The organism is Streptomyces incanus, assembly GCF_042656345.1.
In the GTDB taxonomy this organism is placed as follows: domain Bacteria; phylum Actinomycetota; class Actinomycetes; order Streptomycetales; family Streptomycetaceae; genus Streptomyces; species Streptomyces incanus.
The window spans coordinates 56,809-75,848 of record NZ_JBHSPC010000019.1 but is presented as its reverse complement, the minus strand read 5'-3'; the positions used below and the strand labels follow the sequence as shown (position 1 = coordinate 75,848).

Here is a 19,040-nt window from a genome sequence, read left to right as displayed (position 1 = left end):
CCGTACGGCCCCTTGTAGTACCTGAGACGGAGGCCCGGGAACCCCTCTCAGCGGGGACGCCCCCGGCCACCCGGTCGGCCTAACGTGGGACCGTGACCGAGACGACCCACGCCCACTCCGCGGCCCCGCCGCCCGGGGACGGGACCAAGAGCCGCAGCCCGGAGTACCAGCTGGCCCAGAAGGCCCTGCGCGGGCCGCGCCAGGACCTGATCCACAACGCGTTCGACTATCGCCCGCTCCCGCGCCGCGAGACGAACGGCCGCCTGGTGCGGCTGCTGCCCGGCCGCCTGCGGGAGTACGCGGGCTGGGCACCGCATGCCCTGATCGTCGCGATCGCCCTCCTGGCGTTCGGCGTCTCCGACGGCCCCTTCGGCGTGATCCTCGGTCTGCTCGCCGGGGTCCCGATCCTGATGACCCTCGTCCGGCCGGTCGGCGCGTTCTGGCTGTCCATGGGGGCCACCGCCATCTCCGCCCTGTTCGGCAACACCTGGGGCGACTGGCCGTGGCCGGCCGGCTCCTTCGTCTGCCACCTCACGGTGCTGACCGTCGTCGCGCTGCGCACCAGGCCCCGCACCGCCGCCTGGATGTGGGCGCTCACGGCCCTGTACGGGGGCTTGGCCGAGGCCCTGGTCGGCCCGGTCGATCCGTACTATCGCGGCGTCAACACCGCCCCCATGCTGGTCCTCTCGGCGCTGATCCTGCTGTGCGTGGCCGTCTGGCACATCCGGCGTTCGGCCGAGCAGGAGGTGACCGCCCAGCAGACGGTCACCGCGCACGAGCGCTCCCGGCGCACGCTCCTCGAGGAGCGCACCACCATCGCCCGTGAGCTGCACGACGTGGTCGCGCACCACATGTCGGTGGTCGCCATCCAGGCCGAGGCCGCCCCCTACCGGGTGGAGAACCCGCCGCCCGAGCTGGAGCGCGCCTTCGCCACCATCCGCGAGAACGCGGTGGCCGCCCTCACCGAGCTGCGCCGGGTCCTGGGCGTGGTCCGCGCCGAGGACTACGAGGCCCCCGACGCCCCGCAGCCCACCCTCGCCGACCTGGACGCCCTGCTCGCCAATGTGCGGGACACCGGTCTGGACGTGGAGAAGGTGGTGACCGGGGCGGTGCGCGAACTGCCGCAGGGCGTGGAGCTGTCGGCGTACCGGATCGTGCAGGAGGCGCTCAGCAACAGCCTGCGGCACGCGCCCGGCGCGAGTGCCCGCGTCGAGATCGGGTACGTCCTCGGCGGCCTCGGCCTGCGCGTGGTCAACGGCCCGGTGCCCGCACCGAACCTGGTGAAGCCCTCGCCCGGCGCCGGGCACGGCGTCACCGGTATGCGCGAGCGGGTCACCATGCTGAACGGCGAGATGACGGCCGGCCCGACCGACGACGGTGGCTACGAGGTCGCGGTGTTCCTGCCGGTCGCCTCGGTGAACGAAGGTGACGCATGAGCGACGACGACCGCACCATCCGCGTCCTGATCGCGGACGACCAGATGATGGTGCGCGAGGGCTTCTCGGTCCTGCTGAACGCGATGCCGGGCATCGAGGTCGTCGGCGAGGCCGTCAACGGCCGGGAGGCTGTGGAGCGGGTCCGCGAACTCGCCCCCGACGTCGTCCTGATGGACATCCGCATGCCCGAGCTGAACGGCATCGAGGCGACCCGCGAGATCGTCGCCGCCGACGGCGCCGCGAAGGTGCTGGTGCTGACCACCTTCGACCTCGACGAGTACGTCTACCAGGCGCTGCGCGCGGGCGCCTCCGGCTTCCTCCTCAAGGACGCCTCCGCCCGCCAACTCGCCGACGGGGTACGGATCGTCGCGTCCGGAGAGGCGCTGCTCGCCCCCACGGTGACCAAACGGCTGATCACCGAGTTCTCCAAACTGTCCGGGGCCTCGCGCCTGATGCCGGCCGCCCAGGCGGCGTACGGCGACCTGACCGAACGCGAGACGGAGGTCCTGGTGCTCATCGCGCAGGGCCTGTCGAACGCGGAGATCGCCGGACGGCTGGTGGTCGCCGAGTCGACGATCAAGACGCATGTGAGCCGCATCCTGGTGAAACTGGGCCTCCGCGACCGCACCCAGGCAGCCGTCTTCGCCTACGAGGCCCGCCTGGTGACCCCCGGGTGACCGGGCGCACGGCGCCCGGGTGTTGAGGCACGCGTCCCCTGGGTGACCGGGTGTGTGGCCTCCGGTGCCCCGCAGGTGCCCTGCGGGGCACCGGGCGCGTGGCGCCCGGGTGGGGTGACGGATGTCTCTGGTCAGTGCGGGCCCGCCGGGCTACCGTCCGTCCATGGCACCTCCTCTCGCCCTCACGTTCGACCCGTGGGACCCGGCGTTCGTCGCCGACCCGTACCCCGCCTACGCCGAGCTGCGGAAACGGGGGCGGGTGCACTGGTTCGAGCCGACGAACCAGTGGCTGGTACCGCACCACGCGGACGTCTCGGCGCTGCTGCGCGACCGGCGGCTGGGGCGGACGTACCAGCACCGCTTCACCCACGAGGAGTTCGGCCGGACGGCCCCGCCGCCCGAGCAGGAGCCGTTCCACACCCTCAACGACCACGGCATGCTCGACCTGGAGCCGCCGGACCACACCCGGATCCGGCGCCTGGTGTCGAAGGCGTTCACCCCGCGCACGGTGGAGCGGCTCAAGCCGTACGTCGAGGGGCTGGCGGCCGACCTGGTGGCCGCGCTGGTCGACGCCGGCGGCGGTGACCTGCTGCGGGACGTCGCCGAACCGCTGCCGGTCGCGGTGATCGCCGAGATGCTGGGCATCCCGGAGTCCGACCGGGCTCCGCTGCGCCCCTGGTCGGCGGACATCTGCGGGATGTACGAGCTGAACCCGTCGGGGGAGTCGGCGGCGAAGGCCGTCAGGGCGTCGGTCGAGTTCTCGGACTATCTGCGGGAGCTGATCGCCGAGCGTCGCGAGAAGCCCGGCGACGACCTGATCTCGGGGCTGATCGCGGCCCACGACGAGGACGACGACCGGCTCACCGAGCAGGAGATGATCTCCACCTGCGTGCTGCTGCTGAACGCGGGCCACGAGGCGACGGTGAACTCCACGGTCAACGGCTGGTGGGCGCTGTTCCGGCACCCCGGCCAGCTGGCCGCCCTCCGCGCGGACCACTCCCTGGTCCCCTCCGCCGTGGAGGAGCTGATGCGCTACGACACCCCGCTCCAGCTCTTCGAACGCTGGGTCCTGGACGACATCGAGATCGACGGCACGGTGATCCCCAGGGGCGCGGAGATCGCCCTGCTCTTCGGCTCCGCCAACCACGACCCGGCCGTGTTCGCCGACCCGGCCCGCCTGGACCTCACCCGCGCGGACAACCCGCACATCTCCTTCAGCGCCGGCATCCACTACTGCATCGGCGCACCCCTGGCCCGTATCGAACTCGCGGCGTCCATGACGGCATTGCTGGAGCAGGCCCCGACGCTGCGCCTGGCGGAGGAGCCGAAGCGCAAGCCGAACTTCGTGATCAGAGGGCTGGAGGGGTTGGTGGTCGAGGTCTGAGTCCGCGGGCCCGGGCCACGTCATCCCTGGGAGGGCGGGGCACCGGGCCCGTTCATGAACGGGACCTCAGCGGAGGGCCTGCCTGTCGCCGGTGTCAGTCCGCCAGCGCCGCCGCAGTGGCGCGGGCGAAGCCTTCCGGATTGTCCAGCATGACGTTGTGCCCGCAGTCCGGGATCGGGACCACGGCCACCCCGGCTTCGGTGAGCGCACCGGTGCCCGGGAGCGGGCCGTCGGCCTCGGGCAGCAGGTAGGTGCGGGAAATTCTCAGGTCCAGCAGGAGCTCACGCAGGGTGGGGACGGTGCCGCGGGTGAGGTGGACAGCGCTGCGATGCAGGGCCTCCCGGCCGGTCAGACGCATCGTGGACCACCAGTGGGAACCGGCCCGGTCGCGGATGTCCTCCCAGCCGCCCGCCAGGAACCCCTGCTCGGAATACGCGGCGATGCCGCTGCTGCCTGCGGAGGTGGGGCTGGGCGGGATCGGGTCGAGGTTGGCGTCGACCAGGACCAGGCGGGAGACCAGCCGGGGGTGTCGGGTGGCCAGGACGATGGCCACCGAGCCGCCCATGCTGTGCGCGATCAACTCGGCGCCGGTGACACCCGCGGAGGTCAGGGCCGCGGCGAGGGCATCGGCGTGCGATTCCAGGGTGTAGTCGAAGCCCGTCGGCCGGTCGCTGATGCCGTGCCCGAGCAAGTCGATCAGCAGTGAACGGCGGCCGGCCAGCAGAGGATGGACCGCGACCTCCGTGAAGTAAGCCGGCGAAGTGGCACCCAGACCATGGACATAGACGCGTGACGGTTCCTGCCCCGGCAGCTCGACCCAGCGGATCCGGTCGCCCTCGGGCGTCACGGCGGCGTTGCGCACAGTCTGCTCCCCTGCACTCCAGGTCGACGGAGAGACGAGAGTAGCCACCGGAGCTCGGCGCACCAGCACCGCCCCAGTGCGGGATCTTGGGGGGGGGTGGTGCAGGGGATCTCCGCGGTCCCGGTGCCGCGGGGCCGGAGACGGACGCCGTGCGGAAAGCGTGAGCAGTCGGCGGGCGTGTGTCACGTAAGCGCTCAAACGAGCGGCATCAGGACAGTGGTGGCCAAAGTGCTCACGCCTTCGGGACGGTGTGTCCTCCCCGGGGCGTGGGCGCGTCTTCCGGCGTCGCACGCGTCGCGACCGCCGTCCCACCGGGCGGTCGCGCAAAACCGCCCGCACGAGCAGCTGACCGCCCCCGGCAGGGCCCGATACGCCGTCACTCGATCTCACGCCCGCCGAGCGGCACCACCGGCCCCGACCCGTGACGCCACCTTCAGATCCCTTGCACCGTCCGCAGGGGCACCATCCCGCCGGCCCACGCCGCGCCGACCCTGCCCGTCGGGGGCGCGTCCCGCCGGGCAGGGCTGCGGCACGGTTACTTCGTCTCCAGGTCCCGTCGTCGGAAGCCCGCCAGGCCCAGCCACACCAGACCGGCGGCGACGAGGGACAACAGGAGCAGTGGGGTCCAGTTCATGTCCGCGGCGGGGAGCCGGGGGACATGTCCGAACGGGGAGAGGTTGTTCATCCAGGCCGGGAACTGGAGGATCTGACCGAGGTAGCCGACCACGAAGGCGTACACCGGAACGATCCAGGCCGCCTGGCTCGCCCGCGGGAACCAGCCGAAGAGCACCACGGCCACGCCGACCGTGACCCACAGGGCGGGCGCGTAGGCGAGGGCCGCCCCCACCAGCTTCGGGAGCAGTGAACCGTCACCGGTCGAGGCCGTGCCCGCGATGCCGAAGCCGAGCCCGGCCAGCAGCAGCACGACCGTACCGCCGCCCATGGCCACGGCCAGGTGGCCGCCGACCCAGCGGGCGCGCGAGAGGCCGGTGGCGAGGAGGGGTTCGGCGCGGCCCGCCGTCTCCTCGGAACGGGGTCGCAGGGCCGCCATGACGACGTACACCGCCGCCACGACCGTCAGGACGACCATGACCATGGAGGCCAAGGACTCGACGACGCCGGCACCTCCGATGCGGTCCAGGGCCTCCTGGATCTCGTCGATGCCCTTCAGCATGTCCTCGGCGTCCCCGAGGATCGATCCGTACATCGCCCCCATCAGGAACAGGCCCGCGCCGAAGCCGATCAGCGTGCCGCGGTGCAGTCGCAGGGCGAAGCCGACCGGTGTGGTGAGGACACTGGAGGCCGTGGGGCTGCCCAGCTTCTCCGGACGCAGGCCCGCGCCCACGTCCCGCCGGGTGGAGAGCACGAACCCCGCCGCCGCGCACATCACCGCGAACACCAGGCAGAGCAGCAGCGGCCACCAGCGGTTGTCGACGTACGGGTAGCTGCGCTGCACCCAGCCGATCGGGGACAACCAGGACAGGGTGCCGTTCTCGCCGCTGTCGCCGACGGCACGCAGTACGTAGGCGACGCCGATGACCGCGAGCGCCGTACCGGACGCGCCACGGGTGTGCGCGGTGAACTGGACGGTGACCGCGGCGACGGAGGCGAAGACGAGGCCGGCGGCGGCGTGGTCGAAGCCGTAGAGCAGCGAGCCCGCCGTGCCGATGCCCTCCATTCCCAGGCCGGCCAGGCCGAAGGCCAGCAGCAGGGCGAGGGCGAGGTTGGTCAGGACGGCGACGGACAGGGCGGCGGCGAGGTGGGCATGGCGGCCCACGACGGTGGAGCGCAGCAGCTCGGCGCGGCCGGTCTCCTCCTCGGCACGGGTGTGCCGGGTGATGATCAGCACGCTCATGAGGCCGACGAGGACGGTCGTGAAGCCGAGCATCTGGTGGCTCAGTATGGAGCCGAAGCCGTCGTCGTCGAGGTAGTGGCGGGGGCCGGACATGGCCAGGCCGGCCGGGCTGTCCACGCTCCTGACGGCGTTCGCCCGGTCCTGCGGGTCGCTGTACAGCGTCCTGAAACTGTTCGCCGTCATGAGCGTGCCGAGGAACAGGGCCAGGACCCACACCGGGAGCCGGATCCTGTCCCGGCGCAGGGCGAAGCGGACCAGCGTCCGGGTCCCGGCCAGCGCGTTGCCGCCGGCGACCGGCCCGGCCGGTGCCGGCGCCTTGGCGGTGGCCGTCGCGGTGGTCATCGCAGGTCCCCGTCCGTGGCGTGCCCGTCCGTGGCGTGCCCCTTCGAACCGTGCCCGTTGGCGGCGAGTTCGCTGCCGTAGTGGCGGAGCATCAGCTCCTCCAGGGTCGGCGGGTGGCTGACGAGACTGCGGATGCCGAACTCGGTGAGTTTGCGGACCGCCGCGTCGACCCGGCCGCCGTCGACGGCGAAATGGACCCGGCCGGTGGCGTCGTCGAGAATCCGCAGGTCGTGGACGCCGGGCAGCTCACCGAGGCCGGTGAGGGGCCGCTCGGTCTCCGCCTCGATGGTGGTGCGGGTCAGGTGGCGCAGCTCGCCGAGCGTGCCGGACTGGACGGTGCGTCCCAGCCGGATGATGCTCACGCGGTCGGCGAGCTTCTCCACCTGGGCCAGGATGTGGCTGGAGAGCAGGACGGTCCTGCCGGCCGCCTTGGCCTCGCCGATGACGTCCTGGAAGACGACCTCCATGAGCGGGTCCAGTCCCGCGGTCGGCTCGTCGAGCAGCAGCAGCTCGGCGTCGGAGGCGAGCGCGGCGACGATGGCGACCTTCTGCCGGTTGCCCTTGGAGTAGGCGCGGCCCTTCTTGGACGGGTCCAGGTCGAAGCGCTCGACGAGCTCGGCGCGCCGCTTCCGGTCCAGGCCGCCACGCAGCCGCGCCAGCAGGTCGATGGCCTCGCCGCCGGTGAGGTGCGGCCACAGTTCGACGTCGCCGGGGACATAGGCGAGGCGGCGGTGGAGCTCCACGGCGTTCGCCCACGGATCGCGGCCGAGTACCCGGACGGCGCCCGAGTCGGCACGCAGCAGACCGAGCAGGACGCGGAGGGCGGTGGACTTCCCGGCGCCGTTCGGGCCCAGGAAGCCATGGACTTCGCCGGTTTCGACGTCCAGGTCGAGACCGTCGAGTGCGCGCGTGCGACCGAACGACTTGTGGAGTCCGGACACGGTGATGGCCTTCGTCATGCTTCGGAACGTACGGTGGTTCCACAAATTTGTGAAGTTAAGGAAGCGTATAAACTTCGGACTAGACTGGCCGATGTCGCTGAGCTGCGGATACGGATGCGCGGCGGACGGACGGAATGCGCGGGGGCCGAGGACGGAGATGGGTGGATCATGACGGAGGAAGGAGCCGGGCGGCCGGAGCGGGACCCCGAGGCGGTCTCCCGGTTCGTCGAGCACTTCGCCGCGCAGCTGGTGGCGGCCGGAGTGCCGCGCATGCCGGCCAGGGTCTTCGCGGCCCTGCTGGTGTCGGACACCGGGGCCAGGACCTCCGCCGAGCTGGGGGAGACGCTGCGGATCTCGCCCGCCGCGGTGTCCGGAGCCGTGCGCTACCTGGACCAGCAGCACCTCGTCTCCCGCGAGCGGGAACCCGGCTCGCGCCGTGAGCGCTACCGCGTCCACGGCGACCAGTGGTACGAGGCCCTGACCAACCGTGAGGCCGTCATCCGGCGCTGGGAGAACGCCCTGCGCGAGGGCGTCACCAGCCTGGGGCGCGACACCCCGGCGGGCCGTCGGCTGGGGGAGACGCTGGCCTTCTTCGAGTTCGTGGAGAAGGAGATCGAGACGATCATGGACCGGTGGCGCGCCCACCGGGACGAGACTTTCGGCCGGGGTGAGGGGCGATCCTGAAGCCGGACGCGTCCGCGTGACTGATCGAATGCGATGAGTGACGGACGGTCCGTTTCAAGGGGAGGGCGCATCATGACAGCCATGGCAGAGCGACCGACGGCAAGCGGCACCGAGCTCGGCGACTTCGAGGAACTGCTGGACCTTCTCGACGAGCTGCACCTGCGCGACGGCTTCAAAGCCGAGATCATCAGGGGGGACATCGTTGTGTCGCCGTGATCGAAGGGCTATTACCGCCGTGTGACGCACCTGGTGTGCAAACAGCTCGAGCCGTACCTTCCAGAAGGACACCTGATCGACCGGGCACCGACGTTGTATGTCTTCCCGGGGGAGGCATGCGCCTATGGGCCGGGCATTCACGCGGTGCACGAGCAGGCCCTCGAGACGGAGGGCAACCGTCTGGACGGCGAGGCTCTGTCCTTCGTCGCCGAACTGACCTCTCCCTCCACCCGGAACGACGATCTGACCGACAAGGTCGAGGTCTACGGCAGGGCGGGCATCCCCGTGTATCTCATCCTCGACATGCAGGAACAGCGGGCCACCGTCTACGGCTCCCCGTCGCCGCAGGGCTACCAGATCCGCATCAACAAGCCGTTCGGCGAAAAGCTCCTGATCCCCGATCCCTTCGGTTGCCTCCTCGACACGAGCGGGTTCCACCGGCCCCACGAGGGCACTGAAACCTGACTCACACCGGCAGCGTCAGCCCCCAGGCGCCCTCCCGCGCCACCCACGTCCGGGTGCCCACCGGCCCCGACACCAGGGCGTCCGCCCGGTAGCGGAAGTGCGCTCCCGACACCGTCACCGTGTGCCCCTCGGCCAGCAGCGGCGACGCCTCCGCGCCGACGGACACCGGCCGCACCTCGACCCGGGCGATCCCGCCGGGGCCGGGGACGACGGAGACGGACTCCACCGGCTGGCGCAGGTCGACGAGCGTCTTCCCGTCGACCTCCACCCGCAGCCGGACCGGTCCGCCCTCGGGGGCGTAGGCGACCCGGGGCGGCCGGACCGGCACCAGGGTCCGTACCAGGGACTGGCAGGTCCGCAGCCACGGATGCGGCCCCGCCCCGGGACCCCCGTCGGCGTTCTCGGCCTCTTCGGCGGCCTCCTCCCGCACCTGGGCGGCACCGGCCGGCGGGATCCGTACCGCGCCGAGCACCACGCCGTCGCTGTCGTCCACCAGCAGATTCATCCGCCGCTCGGCGCCGTCCAGCACGGCGCGCGCCGCGGCCACCGCCCCCGTGGGCACCCCCAGCGACCGGGCGAGCGACAGCGCGTTCCCGACCGGCACCAGGGACAGCGCGCAGCCGGTCAGCTCCCGCTGCCGGTGCAGCAGCCCCACCGCCTGCATCAGGGCCCGGTCGTCGCCGACCAGGACCGGGCGCCGGGAGCCCCGCCGGGCGAGCGCGCGGGCGAACTCCTCCGGCCCGTCCGGCAGGCACACCTTCGTCGTCGCACCCGCGCTGAGCACGTCCTTCGCGATACGCACGGACTCGCCGTCCCAGCGGCGGGCGACCGGATCGATGACCACCAGGAGCTGATCGGACGTCGGGGAAGTCGCCACCTCGGCCATGCCTCGCTTCCTCGGGTAGCATCTTTGTGCAAGAGCCCCTTGCGCTGTTGCGCAGGGGCTTCGTCTATTCCGGGGCATCCGGTCCGACGGTTGGCGGCCAACGATGGTCGCGGTGTGGGCGCGGCGGAGATCCTCCGCGTACGCCCCTGACCCTGGACATGCCCCGCCCGGAAGGGGTGTACGCGCGTGCCCGCACTTGTGCTGCTCGGTGCTCAGTGGGGTGACGAAGGCAAGGGAAAGGCGACGGACCTGCTCGGCGGATCCGTCGACTACGTGGTGCGTTACCAAGGCGGCAACAACGCCGGCCACACGGTGGTCGTGGGCGACCAGAAGTACGCCCTCCACCTGCTCCCTTCCGGAATCCTGTCTCCCGGTTGCACTCCCGTCATCGGCAACGGCGTCGTCGTCGACCCCTCCGTCCTGTTCTCCGAGCTGAGCGGGCTGAACGAGCGAGGCGTCGACACGTCCAAGCTCCTGATCAGCGGCAACGCACACATCATCACGCCGTACAACGTGACGGTGGACAAGGTGACGGAGCGTTTCCTCGGCAAGCGCAAGATCGGCACCACGGGCCGCGGCATCGGCCCGACCTACGCCGACAAGATCAACCGCGTCGGCATCCGGGTCCAGGACCTGTACGACGAGTCGATCCTCACCCAGAAGGTCGAGGCGGCCCTCGACGCCAAGAACCAGATGCTCACCAAGCTCTACAACCGGCGTGCGATCGCCACGGGCCAGGTGGTCGAGGAACTGCTGGGCTACGCCGACAAGCTGGCGCCGTACGTCACCGACACCGTCCTGGTCCTCAACCAGGCGCTGGAGCAGGACAAGGTGGTCCTCTTCGAGGGCGGCCAGGGCACCCTGCTCGACATCGACCACGGCACGTACCCCTTCGTCACCTCGTCGAACCCGACCGCCGGCGGCGCCTGCACGGGCTCCGGCGTGGGCCCGACGAAGATCAGCCGGGTCATCGGCATCCTCAAGGCGTACACGACCCGCGTCGGCGCCGGCCCCTTCCCGACGGAGCTGTTCGACGAGGACGGCGAGGCGCTGCGCCGCATCGGCGGCGAGCGGGGCGTCACGACCGGCCGCGACCGCCGCTGCGGCTGGTTCGACGCGGTCATCGCCCGCTACGCGACCCGCGTGAACGGCCTGACCGACTTCTTCCTCACCAAGCTCGACGTCCTCACCGGCTGGGAGCAGATCCCGGTCTGCGTGGCCTACGAGATCGACGGCAAGCGCGTCGAGGAGCTCCCGTACTCCCAGTCGGACTTCCACCACGCGAAGCCGGTCTACGAGATGCTCCCCGGCTGGTCCGAGGACATCACCGGCGCGAAGTCCTTCTCCGACCTCCCGAAGAACGCCCAGGCGTACGTCAAGGCCCTGGAGGAGATGTCCGGCGCCCCGATCTCCGCGATCGGCGTGGGTCCGGGCCGCGACGAGACGATCGAGATCAACTCGTTCCTCTAGTCCGGCCCCGCCGTAGTCCGCCGCACCCCGACGTCCCGGTGGCCCGTCCAGGGCCACCGGGACGTTTTCACGTCCGGGGTGTCCGGGACACCCGGGGTGTGTGGGGGCGAGCCGGCCCCGCCCGGGGTTCAGCTGAAGACGATCATCGAGCCCTGGGCCAGGCTGCGCGTGGCTGCCGCGTGCAGGCCGAGCCAGACGTGGCGTTCCCGGGCGAAGGGACTGGGGTCGTACGGCGCGGGGACGGCGGGTTCCTCCAGTTCGGTCGGCCCCTGCGGGGGCTCGGGCGCGGCCGGCGGGTTCGCCGGGTCGATGCCGAGGGCCGGGGCGACGACTTCCAGTTCACGCAGCAGCGCGTGGGAGGAGCCCAGCGGGCCGCCGCCCGCGAGGAGTTCGTCGCTGGAGAGCGGGTGCGGGAAGTCCACGGGGACGTAGGCCCCGGCGTGGTCGTAATGCCACACCAGGTGCGACTGCTGGGCCGTGGTCTCGAACATCTCCAGCAACTGCTCGTAGTCGCCGCCCAGTTCGCCCACCGGTGTGACCGGCAGTCCGCACACCTGGAGCAGATACGTGCGCCGCAGGAAGTGCAGCGCGTCGTAGTCGAAGCCCGCGACAGGGGCGACCTCGCCGGACAGTCCCGGCATGTACTGGTACACCGGCACCGGCGGCAGCCCGGCCTCGGCCAGTACCTTGTTGTACTGCGCGAGTTCCTCGGCGAACGGATTCTCGGGGGTGTGGCACAACACGTCGACGAGCGGTACCAGCCACAGGTCACAGGCCAAAGAAAGCTCCTCGCATAGCACGTCCACTGCATCCGGTACGTCTGGCGCGTCCAGCACGGCGGTCAGGGAAGGGTATCGGCGCGGCGCGAGGGTGACTCCCCTCGTGCAGGTCCTCTACCCATACCAACACAGACGACGCGGGACCCGGCCCCCGGGCTCCACCCCGCACTCACCCCGGGCCGTCCGGTCCGGGCCGCCCGGTCCGGTCCGTCCGGCCCGCGGGGAGCCGTTCGACGAAGGCCAGGGAGTGGGCGTTGTACGACGCGACGACCGCGCGGGCGGAATCGATGTCACGGCGCACCAGCGCGTCCACCAGATCGGTGTGATCGGACCACAGCTGCCCCCGCAGATCGGGCAGTCGCCGCAGATGCTGGACCACGCAGACCCAGGTCTGGACGCGGAGCCGGTGCAGGAAGGCGGTGAGGAAGGGGTTGCCGAACAGGGCTCCGAACTCGCGCCAGAAGCGCAGGTCGTAGCCGATCAGCACGGTGAGTTCCCCGGCGAGGGCCGAACGCTGGGCCTCCTCGCCGCGCCGCCGGACCCCGGCGAGCGCGGCGGCGACCCGGGGCTCCTCGGGCCGGATGCGGGCCAGGCGGCCGTCGGCGTCGGTCAGGGCGTGGAACATCCCGTCGATCACCAGCGTGCGGGCCTCGATCATGCCGTGGAAGTCGTCGACGGAGTACTCGTGCACGCGGAACCCCCGGTGCTGGTCGGCGTCGAGCAGCCCCTGCGCCGACAGGTCGACCAGCGCCTCCCGTACGGGGGTCGCGGACACCCCGTACTGGTCGGCGATCTCCTTGACGGTGAACTCCTGCCCCGGCTCCATCCGCCCGGCCAGCACCTCCTCACGGAGGGCGTCGGCGATCTGCTGCCGCAGCGTGCTGCGCGTCACCGCGCCGTTGCCGCTGATGCCGGGCATGGTCGGGCGTCTCCCCTTTGCGTTCGAGTGGCGTGACCGTGCAAGGCGTGCGTGTGTCCCACGCGCCGGCCGCGTGCATCCGGCGCACGCGTCCGTCCACGGTCACGCCACCTTATGTGTTCGAGTGACCTGTGCTTGTTCGAATCTTCAGGTCACCTCCTCACGGCCGGTCCACGAACTCGTCCGCCGCCGACAGCGCCGAGTCCAGCGCGGCCAGACCCTCCTTCAGCTCGGCCTCGCTCACGTTGCACGCCGGGACGACGTGGGTGCGGTTCATGTTCACGAAGGGCCACAGCCCGTCCGCCTTCGCGGCGGCGGCGAAGGCGGCCATCGGGGCGCCCGCCTCACCGGTCGCGTTGTAGGGGACCAGCGGCTCCCGGGTCTCCCGGTTCCGCACCAGTTCCAGCGCCCAGAACATGCCGACCCCGCGGACCTCGCCCACGCTGGGGTGCCGCTGTGCCAGCTCGTGCAGCGCCGGCCCGACGACGGACGCGCCGATCCGTGCCGCGTTCTCGACGATGCCCTCCTCGGCCATGGCGTTGATCGTCGCGACGGCGGCGGCGCAGGCCAGCGGATGCCCGGAGTAGGTGAGCCCGCCCGGGTACGGCCGCTTCGCGAACGTCTCGGCGATCGCACCGGAGATCGCGACGCCGCCGAGCGGCACGTACCCGGAGTTCACGCCCTTCGCGAAGGTCATCAGGTCCGGAACGACGTCGTACAGGTCCGCCGCGAACCAGGTGCCGGTCCGGCCGAACCCGGCCATCACCTCGTCCAGGACGAAGACGATCCCGTACGTGTCGCACAGCTCCCGCACCCCGGCGAGATAACCGGGCGGCGGCGGCATGATGCCCGCCGTCCCCGGAATGGTCTCCAGGATGATCGCCGCGATCGTCGACGGCCCCTCGAAGGCGATCGTCGTCTCCAGGTGCTCCAGCGCCCGCGCGCACTCCTGCTCCTCGGTCTGAGCGTAGAAGCGGGAGCGGTACAGGAAGGGCGCCCAGAAGTGCACGACCCCGGCCGTGCCGCTGTCGGAGGCCCAGCGGCGCGGGTCGCCGGTGAGGTTCACGGCCTGCTGGGTGCCGCCGTGGTACGAGCGGTACGCGGAGAGCACCTTGGGCCGCCCGGTGTGCAGCCGCGCCATCCGGACGGCGTGCTCGACGGCGTCCGCGCCCCCGTTGGTGAAGAAGACCTTGTCCAGGTCACCCGGCGTCCGCTCGGCGATCAGCCGCGCCGCCTCCGACCGCGCCTCGACGGCGAACGCGGGCGCGAACGTCGTCATCCGTCCGGCCTGCTCCTGGATCGCGGCGACGACCTTGGGGTGCTGGTAGCCGACGTTGGTGAAGACGAGCCCACTGGTGAAGTCGAGGTAGCGCCGGCCTTCGTAGTCCCAGAAGTACGCCCCCTCGGCTCCGGCGACGGCGAGCGGGTCGATCAGTTCCTGCGCGGACCAGGAGTGGAAGACATGGGCACGGTCGGCGGCCTTCACGGCGGCCCCGGCCTCGGGGTTCGGCTGTGCAGTCATACGGGCGAGCGTAGGTCGTTCCTCCCCTCCTTTGACAGTGTGCTGCATGTATGGCAGCGTGCTGTCAAAGGGGGTGGAGGCTCCTCCGTCCCTGGTCCTCCGTCCACTGCGTTCAATCGGTATCCATCGATACTCATCGGCATCCATCGGCGCCCCCAGGGAGCGGTCATGACCCGCGATCCCGTCCATCTAGCTGTCTACGACACCTTCGCCGACTGGGAGACCGGTCACGCCACCGCGCACCTCGCCCTCGCCGGGTACGAGGTCCGCACCGTCGCCCCCACCGGGGCGCCCGTCACCAGCGTCGGCGGGCTGCGCGTGCTGCCCGACCTCGCCCTCGACGCGCTGCGGCCCGAGGACAGTGCGCTGCTGATCCTCCCCGGCGCCGGTCTCTGGGACGAGGGCGACGACCTCGCCCCCTTCGCCCGCACCGCCCGCGCCTTCCTCGACGCCGAAGTGCCCGTCGCCGCCCTCTGCGGCGCCACCGCCGGACTCGCCCGCGAAGGCCTGCTCGACGAGCGGGCGCACACCGGCGCCGCCTCCTTCTACCTGGCCGCGACCGGTTACGCCGGCGGCGCGCGGTACGTCGAGGCCGACGCCGTCACCGACGGCGGACTCGTCACCGCCGGACCCACCGAACCCGTCGCCTTCGCCCGCGAGGTCTTCCGGCTGCTCGGCGCCTACGACGAACCGGCGATCGACGCCTGGTACCGGCTCTTCCACGACTCCGACCCCCAGGCGTACGCCGAGCTCGAGGAGGCCCTGAGCCGGTGAGCCGGGAACAGCAGGATCTGCTCAGCCGCGGCGCGCTCGGCGCCTTCCGGCTGAACGGCGAGTTCCTCGCGGTCGCCGAGGAACTCGCCAGGCCCGCCGGGCTCACCGCCGCCTGGTGGCAGGTGCTCGGCGCGGTCCTCCGCGAACCCCTGCCGGTCTCCGGCATCGCCCGCGTCATGGGCATCACCCGGCAGAGCGTGCAGCGCATCGCCGACCTGCTGGTCGAGCGCGGTCTCGCCGAGTACCGGCCCAACCCGGCGCACCGCCGAGCCAAGCTCCTCGCCGCCACCGAGCAGGGGCGCGCGGCCGTCGCGGGGATCGGCCCCGGCCACGCCGCCTTCGCGAAACGGCTCGCGGAGGCGTTCGGTGAAACCGAACTCGCACAGGCGATCCAGACACTGGAACGCCTGTGCGCGGTGCTCGACGACCTCGGTCCGCCTGTTACGGAACCGTAGACGACGCCCAGCTCACCCCGGACCGCGCCCGGTTTATCCTCAGGCTGTTGCTCACGGCGGGGGAAGGCGGCGCAACGATGGAGAAGCACGGACCGGGGGACGCGATGGGGGGCCGGGGCGCTCGGCACCCCGGCAGAATCGGCGCGTACCGGCTGCTCGCGCGGCTCGGGGCCGGCGGCATGGGGGAGGTCTACCTCGCCCGTTCCGACCGGGGACGCACCGTCGCCGTGAAGCTGGTGCGCGAGGAACTGGCCCAGCAGGAGGAGTTCCGGGCCCGCTTCCGCCAGGAGGTGCAGAACGCCCGGCAGGTCGGCGGCGACTGGACCGCGCCGGTACTGGACGCGGACACCGAGGCCCCGGTGCCCTGGGTCGCCACCGGGTACGTCGCCGGGCCCAGTCTCCAGCAGGTCGTCGGGCACGACCACGGTGCGCTGCCCGAGCGGTCGGTACGCATTCTCGCCGTCGGTCTCGCGCACGCGCTGAAGGACATCCACGCCGCCGGCATCGTGCACCGCGACCTCAAGCCGTCCAACGTGCTCGTCACCATCGACGGGCCGCGCGTCATCGACTTCGGGATCGCGCGGGCCCTGGAGACCGTGACCGACGGCGGCCTCACCCGCACCGGGGCGCTGGTCGGCTCGCCCGGGTTCATGGCACCGGAGCAGGTGCGCGGCGATCGCATCACCCCCGCCTGCGACGTCTTCTGCCTCGGTTCGGTGCTCGCCTACGCCGCCACCGGCGAGCTTCCCTTCGGCACCGCCAACAGTGGGGCGCACGCCCTGATGTTCCGCATCGCCGAGGAGGAACCCGACCTCGGCCGGGTCCCCGAGGACCTCGCCGACCTCGTGAAGGACTGCCTCAGGAAGGACCCCGCCCAGCGGCCCACCCTCGACCAGATCCTGCTGCGCACCGGCGCCGAGGAAACCGTCGCCGGCGGCCGCTCCCGTGAGCCCTGGCTGCCGGGCGCCCTGGTCGCCCAGCTCGGCCGGCACGCCGTGCGGCTCCTGGACGCGGAGGACCCTCAGGCACCGCTGCCCGTGCCGGACGGCCCCGCCCCCGCCGCCACCCCCGAACACGCCCCCGCCGCCGACGGCTCCGCCCTACCCGTGCCGCCCGCGCCGGGCGCGCCCGGTGACGGTGCGCCGGTGAACCACCTGCCCACCCTGGTCGCCGGCCCGAACGGCCCCACCGCGCCCCCGGCCCCGGGCGCCCCGGCGGCCGGGCAGAGTCCCGCCGCGTACGGCCATCCCCAGCCGCACCCTCAGCCGCACGCCCGGCCGCATCCCCAGTCCCCCGGCTACGGCTACCCCTACAACGGCTACGGGGCCGCAGGCGCCACCCCTCCCTACGGCCCGCCGCCCTTCGGTACGCATCCGCCGCCGTACGGCCCGGCGCAGTCCCCGCGCAACAACCGTTCCACCGCGCTGCTCGTCGTGGTCGCGCTGGTCGTCGCGCTCGCCGCGGGCGGCACGGTGTACGTGCTGATGAACGGCGGCGACGGCAACACCGCCGGCGGCAATCCCTCGGGCACGCCGACCGACGGCACGTCCCAGGGCACCAACTCCTCGCCCGACGGGAAGTCCTCGACCGGGACGGATGGAACGGGCGGAACGGGCGGCGTCGCCGGGACGGAGCAGCCGCCCGCCGACGGAGCGATCCCGACCGGATATCTCGGCAGTTGGTCGACGACCATCGACAACGCGAGCGGACTGCACACCCGTAGGCTGACCATCCGGCAGGGCGAGGCCGGTGACACGGTCATGTCCCTCGTCGCCGACGGACCCACCGGGAACGGCACCTACCACTGCGTGTTCGAGGGCGACCTCACCCGTGCCCCGGGCTCCGGCGGGCGGCTGGAGATCGGCCCGACCACCGTGACGGTCGGCCAGCCGCGCAGCGCCTGCACCCCGGGTGCCGCGACCGACATCACCCTCCTGCCCGACGACACCCTCCACCGCGTGAACACCGGCAACGGCGACCAGCTCACCTATACGCGGGACTGACAAGGCACACCAACGGCACACTCGCGGCCCGCTGTCGAACGTTCGGCGAACTTCGCCCCGCGACGCTCGCCCGCCGCATTCATACGGCCGTACGGTGACCGCCTTCAACCGGGCCGTCGGCGCGAAGGGTGTGAACCGGCTGCGCCCGGACGGCAACGCCCCGTCCGTCGGCGCCCTGGAACGGGGGACCACCCCTATCCGTTCCACTCCTATCCGTTCCGCGAGGTCGAGTACGCCCGCACCTCCGGGCGGCCGCCGGCGAACTCCCTGGCGTCGAGCTTCCTGACGTACCTGACCCGGGGCATCGGTCAGGACGTGATCCACACCCACGGGCGTCTCCCCTGCCTGGGCCCGGGAGGCCGGTGCCTCTGCGCCGGCCTCGAACTCCGGGCCCCGGCACGCCGGGGAGCACTCACCTCGGCTCCGGCGGCCGCTGCCGGGGCATGTTCGGGCGGGTGGCCCCGGGCGCGGACGGGAAGCGGCCGTGGGGCTGTCCGGCCGACTCGGACCGGCCCGTGCCCGTCGGCGCCCCCTGGATGCCCGGCGGTACGCTCGCGCTCGTACGGAAGTCCATCATCCAGTCCGCCGTCTCGACCCGCACCAGCTCACTCACGTCCTCCGAGAACCGCCGCAGCACCGACAGGCACCGCTCGGTCGCCTCGCTCGCGGTGCCCTCGGCCGGGCCCAGCACCTCGCGGACGCACTCCGACGCCCAGTCGAACTGGAACGCCTGGAGCCGCCGCTGCACGGCCTGCGCGGTCGCCACGTCCCGCATCCAGCCGGACGTCACCCCGAAGAACCGGTCCGCGGACACACAGACGACCGCGAGCAGCAGCGCCATATATCCCCATGGGGCGATGCCGTCGGTCGCTCCGGTCAGATCCAGCAGCGGCAGCGCCGCCCCGGTGGCCACCCCCGCCGCGGCCCCCGCACGCAGCGCCCACGCGCACCGCCGCTTCCAGGCCCGGTCCGCGAGATACCAGGCGGCGGTGTCCAGCGCCCCGCGCTCCACCCACCGGTACAGCTCGTCCAGCCGGGGCGCGGGTTCACCCCAGTCCCCGAGCGGGAACACCCGCCCGGCCAGATCGCCCGGCCGCAGCCCGGCCGCCCCCTCGCCGAACCCGTCCTGCGGACGGCCCTCGGGCTGCATCTCCGGCTGAACCACCCGGTACTCCCTACTGACCTTGGAACCTGACCCCGAACCCGATCCCGACTCTGACCCGACCCCGACTCTGACCTGCCCCCTACCGGACCCCTACTGGATCCCTGCTCGGCGCCTGCTCGGGCGCCTGCTCGGCGCCGGACGCGGACGTGCCGGCCCCCTTCCTACCGCCCAACGGGTGGCCGCGCCGGGGGTTCGGGCGTCACTT

18 protein-coding genes are annotated in these 19,040 nt (G+C 72.1%); 10 read left to right on the top strand and 8 right to left on the bottom strand.

Going from position 1 to position 19,040, the window contains the following annotated elements:
- Positions 1-92: 92 nt before the first annotated feature.
- The 3 genes from ACFP2V_RS08705 (at position 93) to ACFP2V_RS08695 (ending at position 3,497) form a co-directional block, all read left to right on the top strand.
- Positions 93-1,436, top strand: a complete 1,344-nt coding sequence (locus ACFP2V_RS08705) for a sensor histidine kinase (protein ID WP_381207985.1) — start codon at positions 93-95, stop codon at positions 1,434-1,436.
- A complete protein-coding gene (locus tag ACFP2V_RS08700) occupies positions 1,433-2,113 on the top strand; it encodes a response regulator (RefSeq protein ID WP_381207982.1) in 681 nt (226 codons plus the stop codon). Before ACFP2V_RS08705 ends, ACFP2V_RS08700 begins: the two co-directional genes overlap by 4 nt.
- A 163-nt stretch (positions 2,114-2,276) precedes the next feature.
- On the top strand, positions 2,277-3,497 hold the full coding sequence (locus ACFP2V_RS08695; RefSeq protein ID WP_381207979.1) for a cytochrome P450: 1,221 nt from the start codon (positions 2,277-2,279) through the stop codon (positions 3,495-3,497).
- 94 nt (positions 3,498-3,591) lie between these two features.
- On the opposite strand, the gene ACFP2V_RS08690 is transcribed toward ACFP2V_RS08695, so the two are convergent.
- The 3 genes from ACFP2V_RS08690 to ACFP2V_RS08680 all read right to left on the bottom strand — a co-directional run bounded on the left by ACFP2V_RS08690 (position 3,592) and on the right by ACFP2V_RS08680 (position 7,515).
- Positions 3,592-4,359 (bottom strand): alpha/beta fold hydrolase, encoded by a 768-nt coding sequence (locus ACFP2V_RS08690; RefSeq protein WP_381207976.1) that lies wholly within the window; start codon positions 4,357-4,359, stop codon positions 3,592-3,594.
- A 535-nt stretch (positions 4,360-4,894) separates the two neighbouring features.
- Positions 4,895-6,556, bottom strand: coding sequence for an ABC transporter permease (locus ACFP2V_RS08685; RefSeq protein ID WP_381207973.1), 1,662 nt, complete (start codon positions 6,554-6,556; stop codon positions 4,895-4,897).
- Positions 6,553-7,515, bottom strand: coding sequence for an ABC transporter ATP-binding protein (locus tag ACFP2V_RS08680; RefSeq protein WP_381207970.1), 963 nt, complete (start codon positions 7,513-7,515; stop codon positions 6,553-6,555). The genes ACFP2V_RS08685 and ACFP2V_RS08680 overlap by 4 nt, the downstream gene beginning before the upstream one ends.
- A gap of 150 nt (positions 7,516-7,665) precedes the next feature.
- Between ACFP2V_RS08680 and ACFP2V_RS08675 the strand changes: the two genes are divergently transcribed.
- The 3 genes from ACFP2V_RS08675 (at position 7,666) to ACFP2V_RS08665 (ending at position 8,862) form a co-directional block, all read left to right on the top strand.
- Positions 7,666-8,181 carry a GbsR/MarR family transcriptional regulator gene (locus ACFP2V_RS08675; protein ID WP_381207967.1) on the top strand — a complete coding sequence of 172 codons (516 nt, stop codon included), beginning with the start codon at positions 7,666-7,668 and terminating at the stop codon, positions 8,179-8,181.
- An 81-nt stretch (positions 8,182-8,262) separates the two neighbouring features.
- Entirely contained in the window at positions 8,263-8,397 is a 135-nt protein-coding gene (locus ACFP2V_RS08670; protein ID WP_381207965.1) for a hypothetical protein, read from the top strand.
- A gap of 21 nt (positions 8,398-8,418) precedes the next feature.
- Entirely contained in the window at positions 8,419-8,862 is a 444-nt protein-coding gene (locus tag ACFP2V_RS08665; protein ID WP_381207962.1) for a Uma2 family endonuclease, read from the top strand.
- Position 8,863: 1 nt separating this feature from the next.
- On the opposite strand, the gene ACFP2V_RS08660 is transcribed toward ACFP2V_RS08665, so the two are convergent.
- Entirely contained in the window at positions 8,864-9,748 is an 885-nt protein-coding gene (locus tag ACFP2V_RS08660; protein ID WP_381207959.1) for a diacylglycerol kinase family protein, read from the bottom strand.
- A gap of 186 nt (positions 9,749-9,934) precedes the next feature.
- Between ACFP2V_RS08660 and ACFP2V_RS08655 the strand changes: the two genes are divergently transcribed.
- Positions 9,935-11,218: an adenylosuccinate synthase gene (locus ACFP2V_RS08655; RefSeq protein WP_381207956.1), complete on the top strand. Its 1,284-nt coding sequence runs from the start codon at positions 9,935-9,937 to the stop codon at positions 11,216-11,218.
- Between the two features lie 128 nt (positions 11,219-11,346).
- On the opposite strand, the gene ACFP2V_RS08650 is transcribed toward ACFP2V_RS08655, so the two are convergent.
- From ACFP2V_RS08650 to ACFP2V_RS08640, 3 genes are all read right to left on the bottom strand, one after another.
- Complete coding sequence (locus ACFP2V_RS08650) at positions 11,347-11,997, bottom strand: hypothetical protein (RefSeq protein ID WP_381207953.1); 651 nt, start codon at positions 11,995-11,997, stop codon at positions 11,347-11,349.
- Positions 11,998-12,166: 169 nt separating this feature from the next.
- The gene (locus ACFP2V_RS08645) at positions 12,167-12,916 is read right to left on the bottom strand and encodes a GntR family transcriptional regulator (protein ID WP_381207950.1); all 750 of its coding nucleotides are present in this window, start codon (positions 12,914-12,916) and stop codon (positions 12,167-12,169) included.
- Between the two features lie 160 nt (positions 12,917-13,076).
- Positions 13,077-14,438 carry an aspartate aminotransferase family protein gene (locus ACFP2V_RS08640; protein ID WP_381207947.1) on the bottom strand — a complete coding sequence of 454 codons (1,362 nt, stop codon included), beginning with the start codon at positions 14,436-14,438 and terminating at the stop codon, positions 13,077-13,079.
- A 168-nt stretch (positions 14,439-14,606) separates the two neighbouring features.
- Between ACFP2V_RS08640 and ACFP2V_RS08635 the strand changes: the two genes are divergently transcribed.
- From ACFP2V_RS08635 to ACFP2V_RS08625, 3 genes are all read left to right on the top strand, one after another.
- Positions 14,607-15,212 carry a type 1 glutamine amidotransferase family protein gene (locus tag ACFP2V_RS08635; RefSeq protein ID WP_381207944.1) on the top strand — a complete coding sequence of 202 codons (606 nt, stop codon included), beginning with the start codon at positions 14,607-14,609 and terminating at the stop codon, positions 15,210-15,212.
- Positions 15,209-15,667: a MarR family winged helix-turn-helix transcriptional regulator gene (locus ACFP2V_RS08630; protein WP_381207941.1), complete on the top strand. Its 459-nt coding sequence runs from the start codon at positions 15,209-15,211 to the stop codon at positions 15,665-15,667. Before ACFP2V_RS08635 ends, ACFP2V_RS08630 begins: the two co-directional genes overlap by 4 nt.
- A 77-nt stretch (positions 15,668-15,744) precedes the next feature.
- Positions 15,745-17,670 (top strand): serine/threonine-protein kinase, encoded by a 1,926-nt coding sequence (locus ACFP2V_RS08625; RefSeq protein ID WP_381207938.1) that lies wholly within the window; start codon positions 15,745-15,747, stop codon positions 17,668-17,670.
- A gap of 412 nt (positions 17,671-18,082) precedes the next feature.
- Here ACFP2V_RS08625 and ACFP2V_RS08620 read toward each other — a convergent pair whose 3' ends face one another.
- Positions 18,083-18,835: an SLATT domain-containing protein gene (locus tag ACFP2V_RS08620; protein ID WP_381207935.1), complete on the bottom strand. Its 753-nt coding sequence runs from the start codon at positions 18,833-18,835 to the stop codon at positions 18,083-18,085.
- Positions 18,836-19,040 lie beyond the last annotated feature (205 nt).

Excerpts from the sequence above, each read along its gene's own strand:
- ACFP2V_RS08700 (WP_381207982.1), top strand. The coding sequence starts at position 1,433 with ATGAGCGACGACGACCGCACCATCCGCGTCCTGATCGCGGACGACCAG.
- ACFP2V_RS08695 (WP_381207979.1), top strand. The coding sequence starts at position 2,277 with ATGGCACCTCCTCTCGCCCTCACGTTCGACCCGTGGGACCCGGCGTTC.
- ACFP2V_RS08685 (WP_381207973.1), bottom strand. The coding sequence starts at position 6,556 with ATGACCACCGCGACGGCCACCGCCAAGGCGCCGGCACCGGCCGGGCCG.
- ACFP2V_RS08680 (WP_381207970.1), bottom strand. The coding sequence starts at position 7,515 with ATGACGAAGGCCATCACCGTGTCCGGACTCCACAAGTCGTTCGGTCGC.
- ACFP2V_RS08675 (WP_381207967.1), top strand. The coding sequence starts at position 7,666 with ATGACGGAGGAAGGAGCCGGGCGGCCGGAGCGGGACCCCGAGGCGGTC.
- ACFP2V_RS08670 (WP_381207965.1), top strand. The coding sequence starts at position 8,263 with ATGGCAGAGCGACCGACGGCAAGCGGCACCGAGCTCGGCGACTTCGAG.
- ACFP2V_RS08660 (WP_381207959.1), bottom strand. The coding sequence starts at position 9,748 with ATGGCCGAGGTGGCGACTTCCCCGACGTCCGATCAGCTCCTGGTGGTC.
- ACFP2V_RS08645 (WP_381207950.1), bottom strand. The coding sequence starts at position 12,916 with ATGCCCGGCATCAGCGGCAACGGCGCGGTGACGCGCAGCACGCTGCGG.
- ACFP2V_RS08640 (WP_381207947.1), bottom strand. The coding sequence starts at position 14,438 with ATGACTGCACAGCCGAACCCCGAGGCCGGGGCCGCCGTGAAGGCCGCC.
- ACFP2V_RS08635 (WP_381207944.1), top strand. The coding sequence starts at position 14,607 with ATGACCCGCGATCCCGTCCATCTAGCTGTCTACGACACCTTCGCCGAC.
- ACFP2V_RS08625 (WP_381207938.1), top strand. The coding sequence starts at position 15,745 with ATGGAGAAGCACGGACCGGGGGACGCGATGGGGGGCCGGGGCGCTCGG.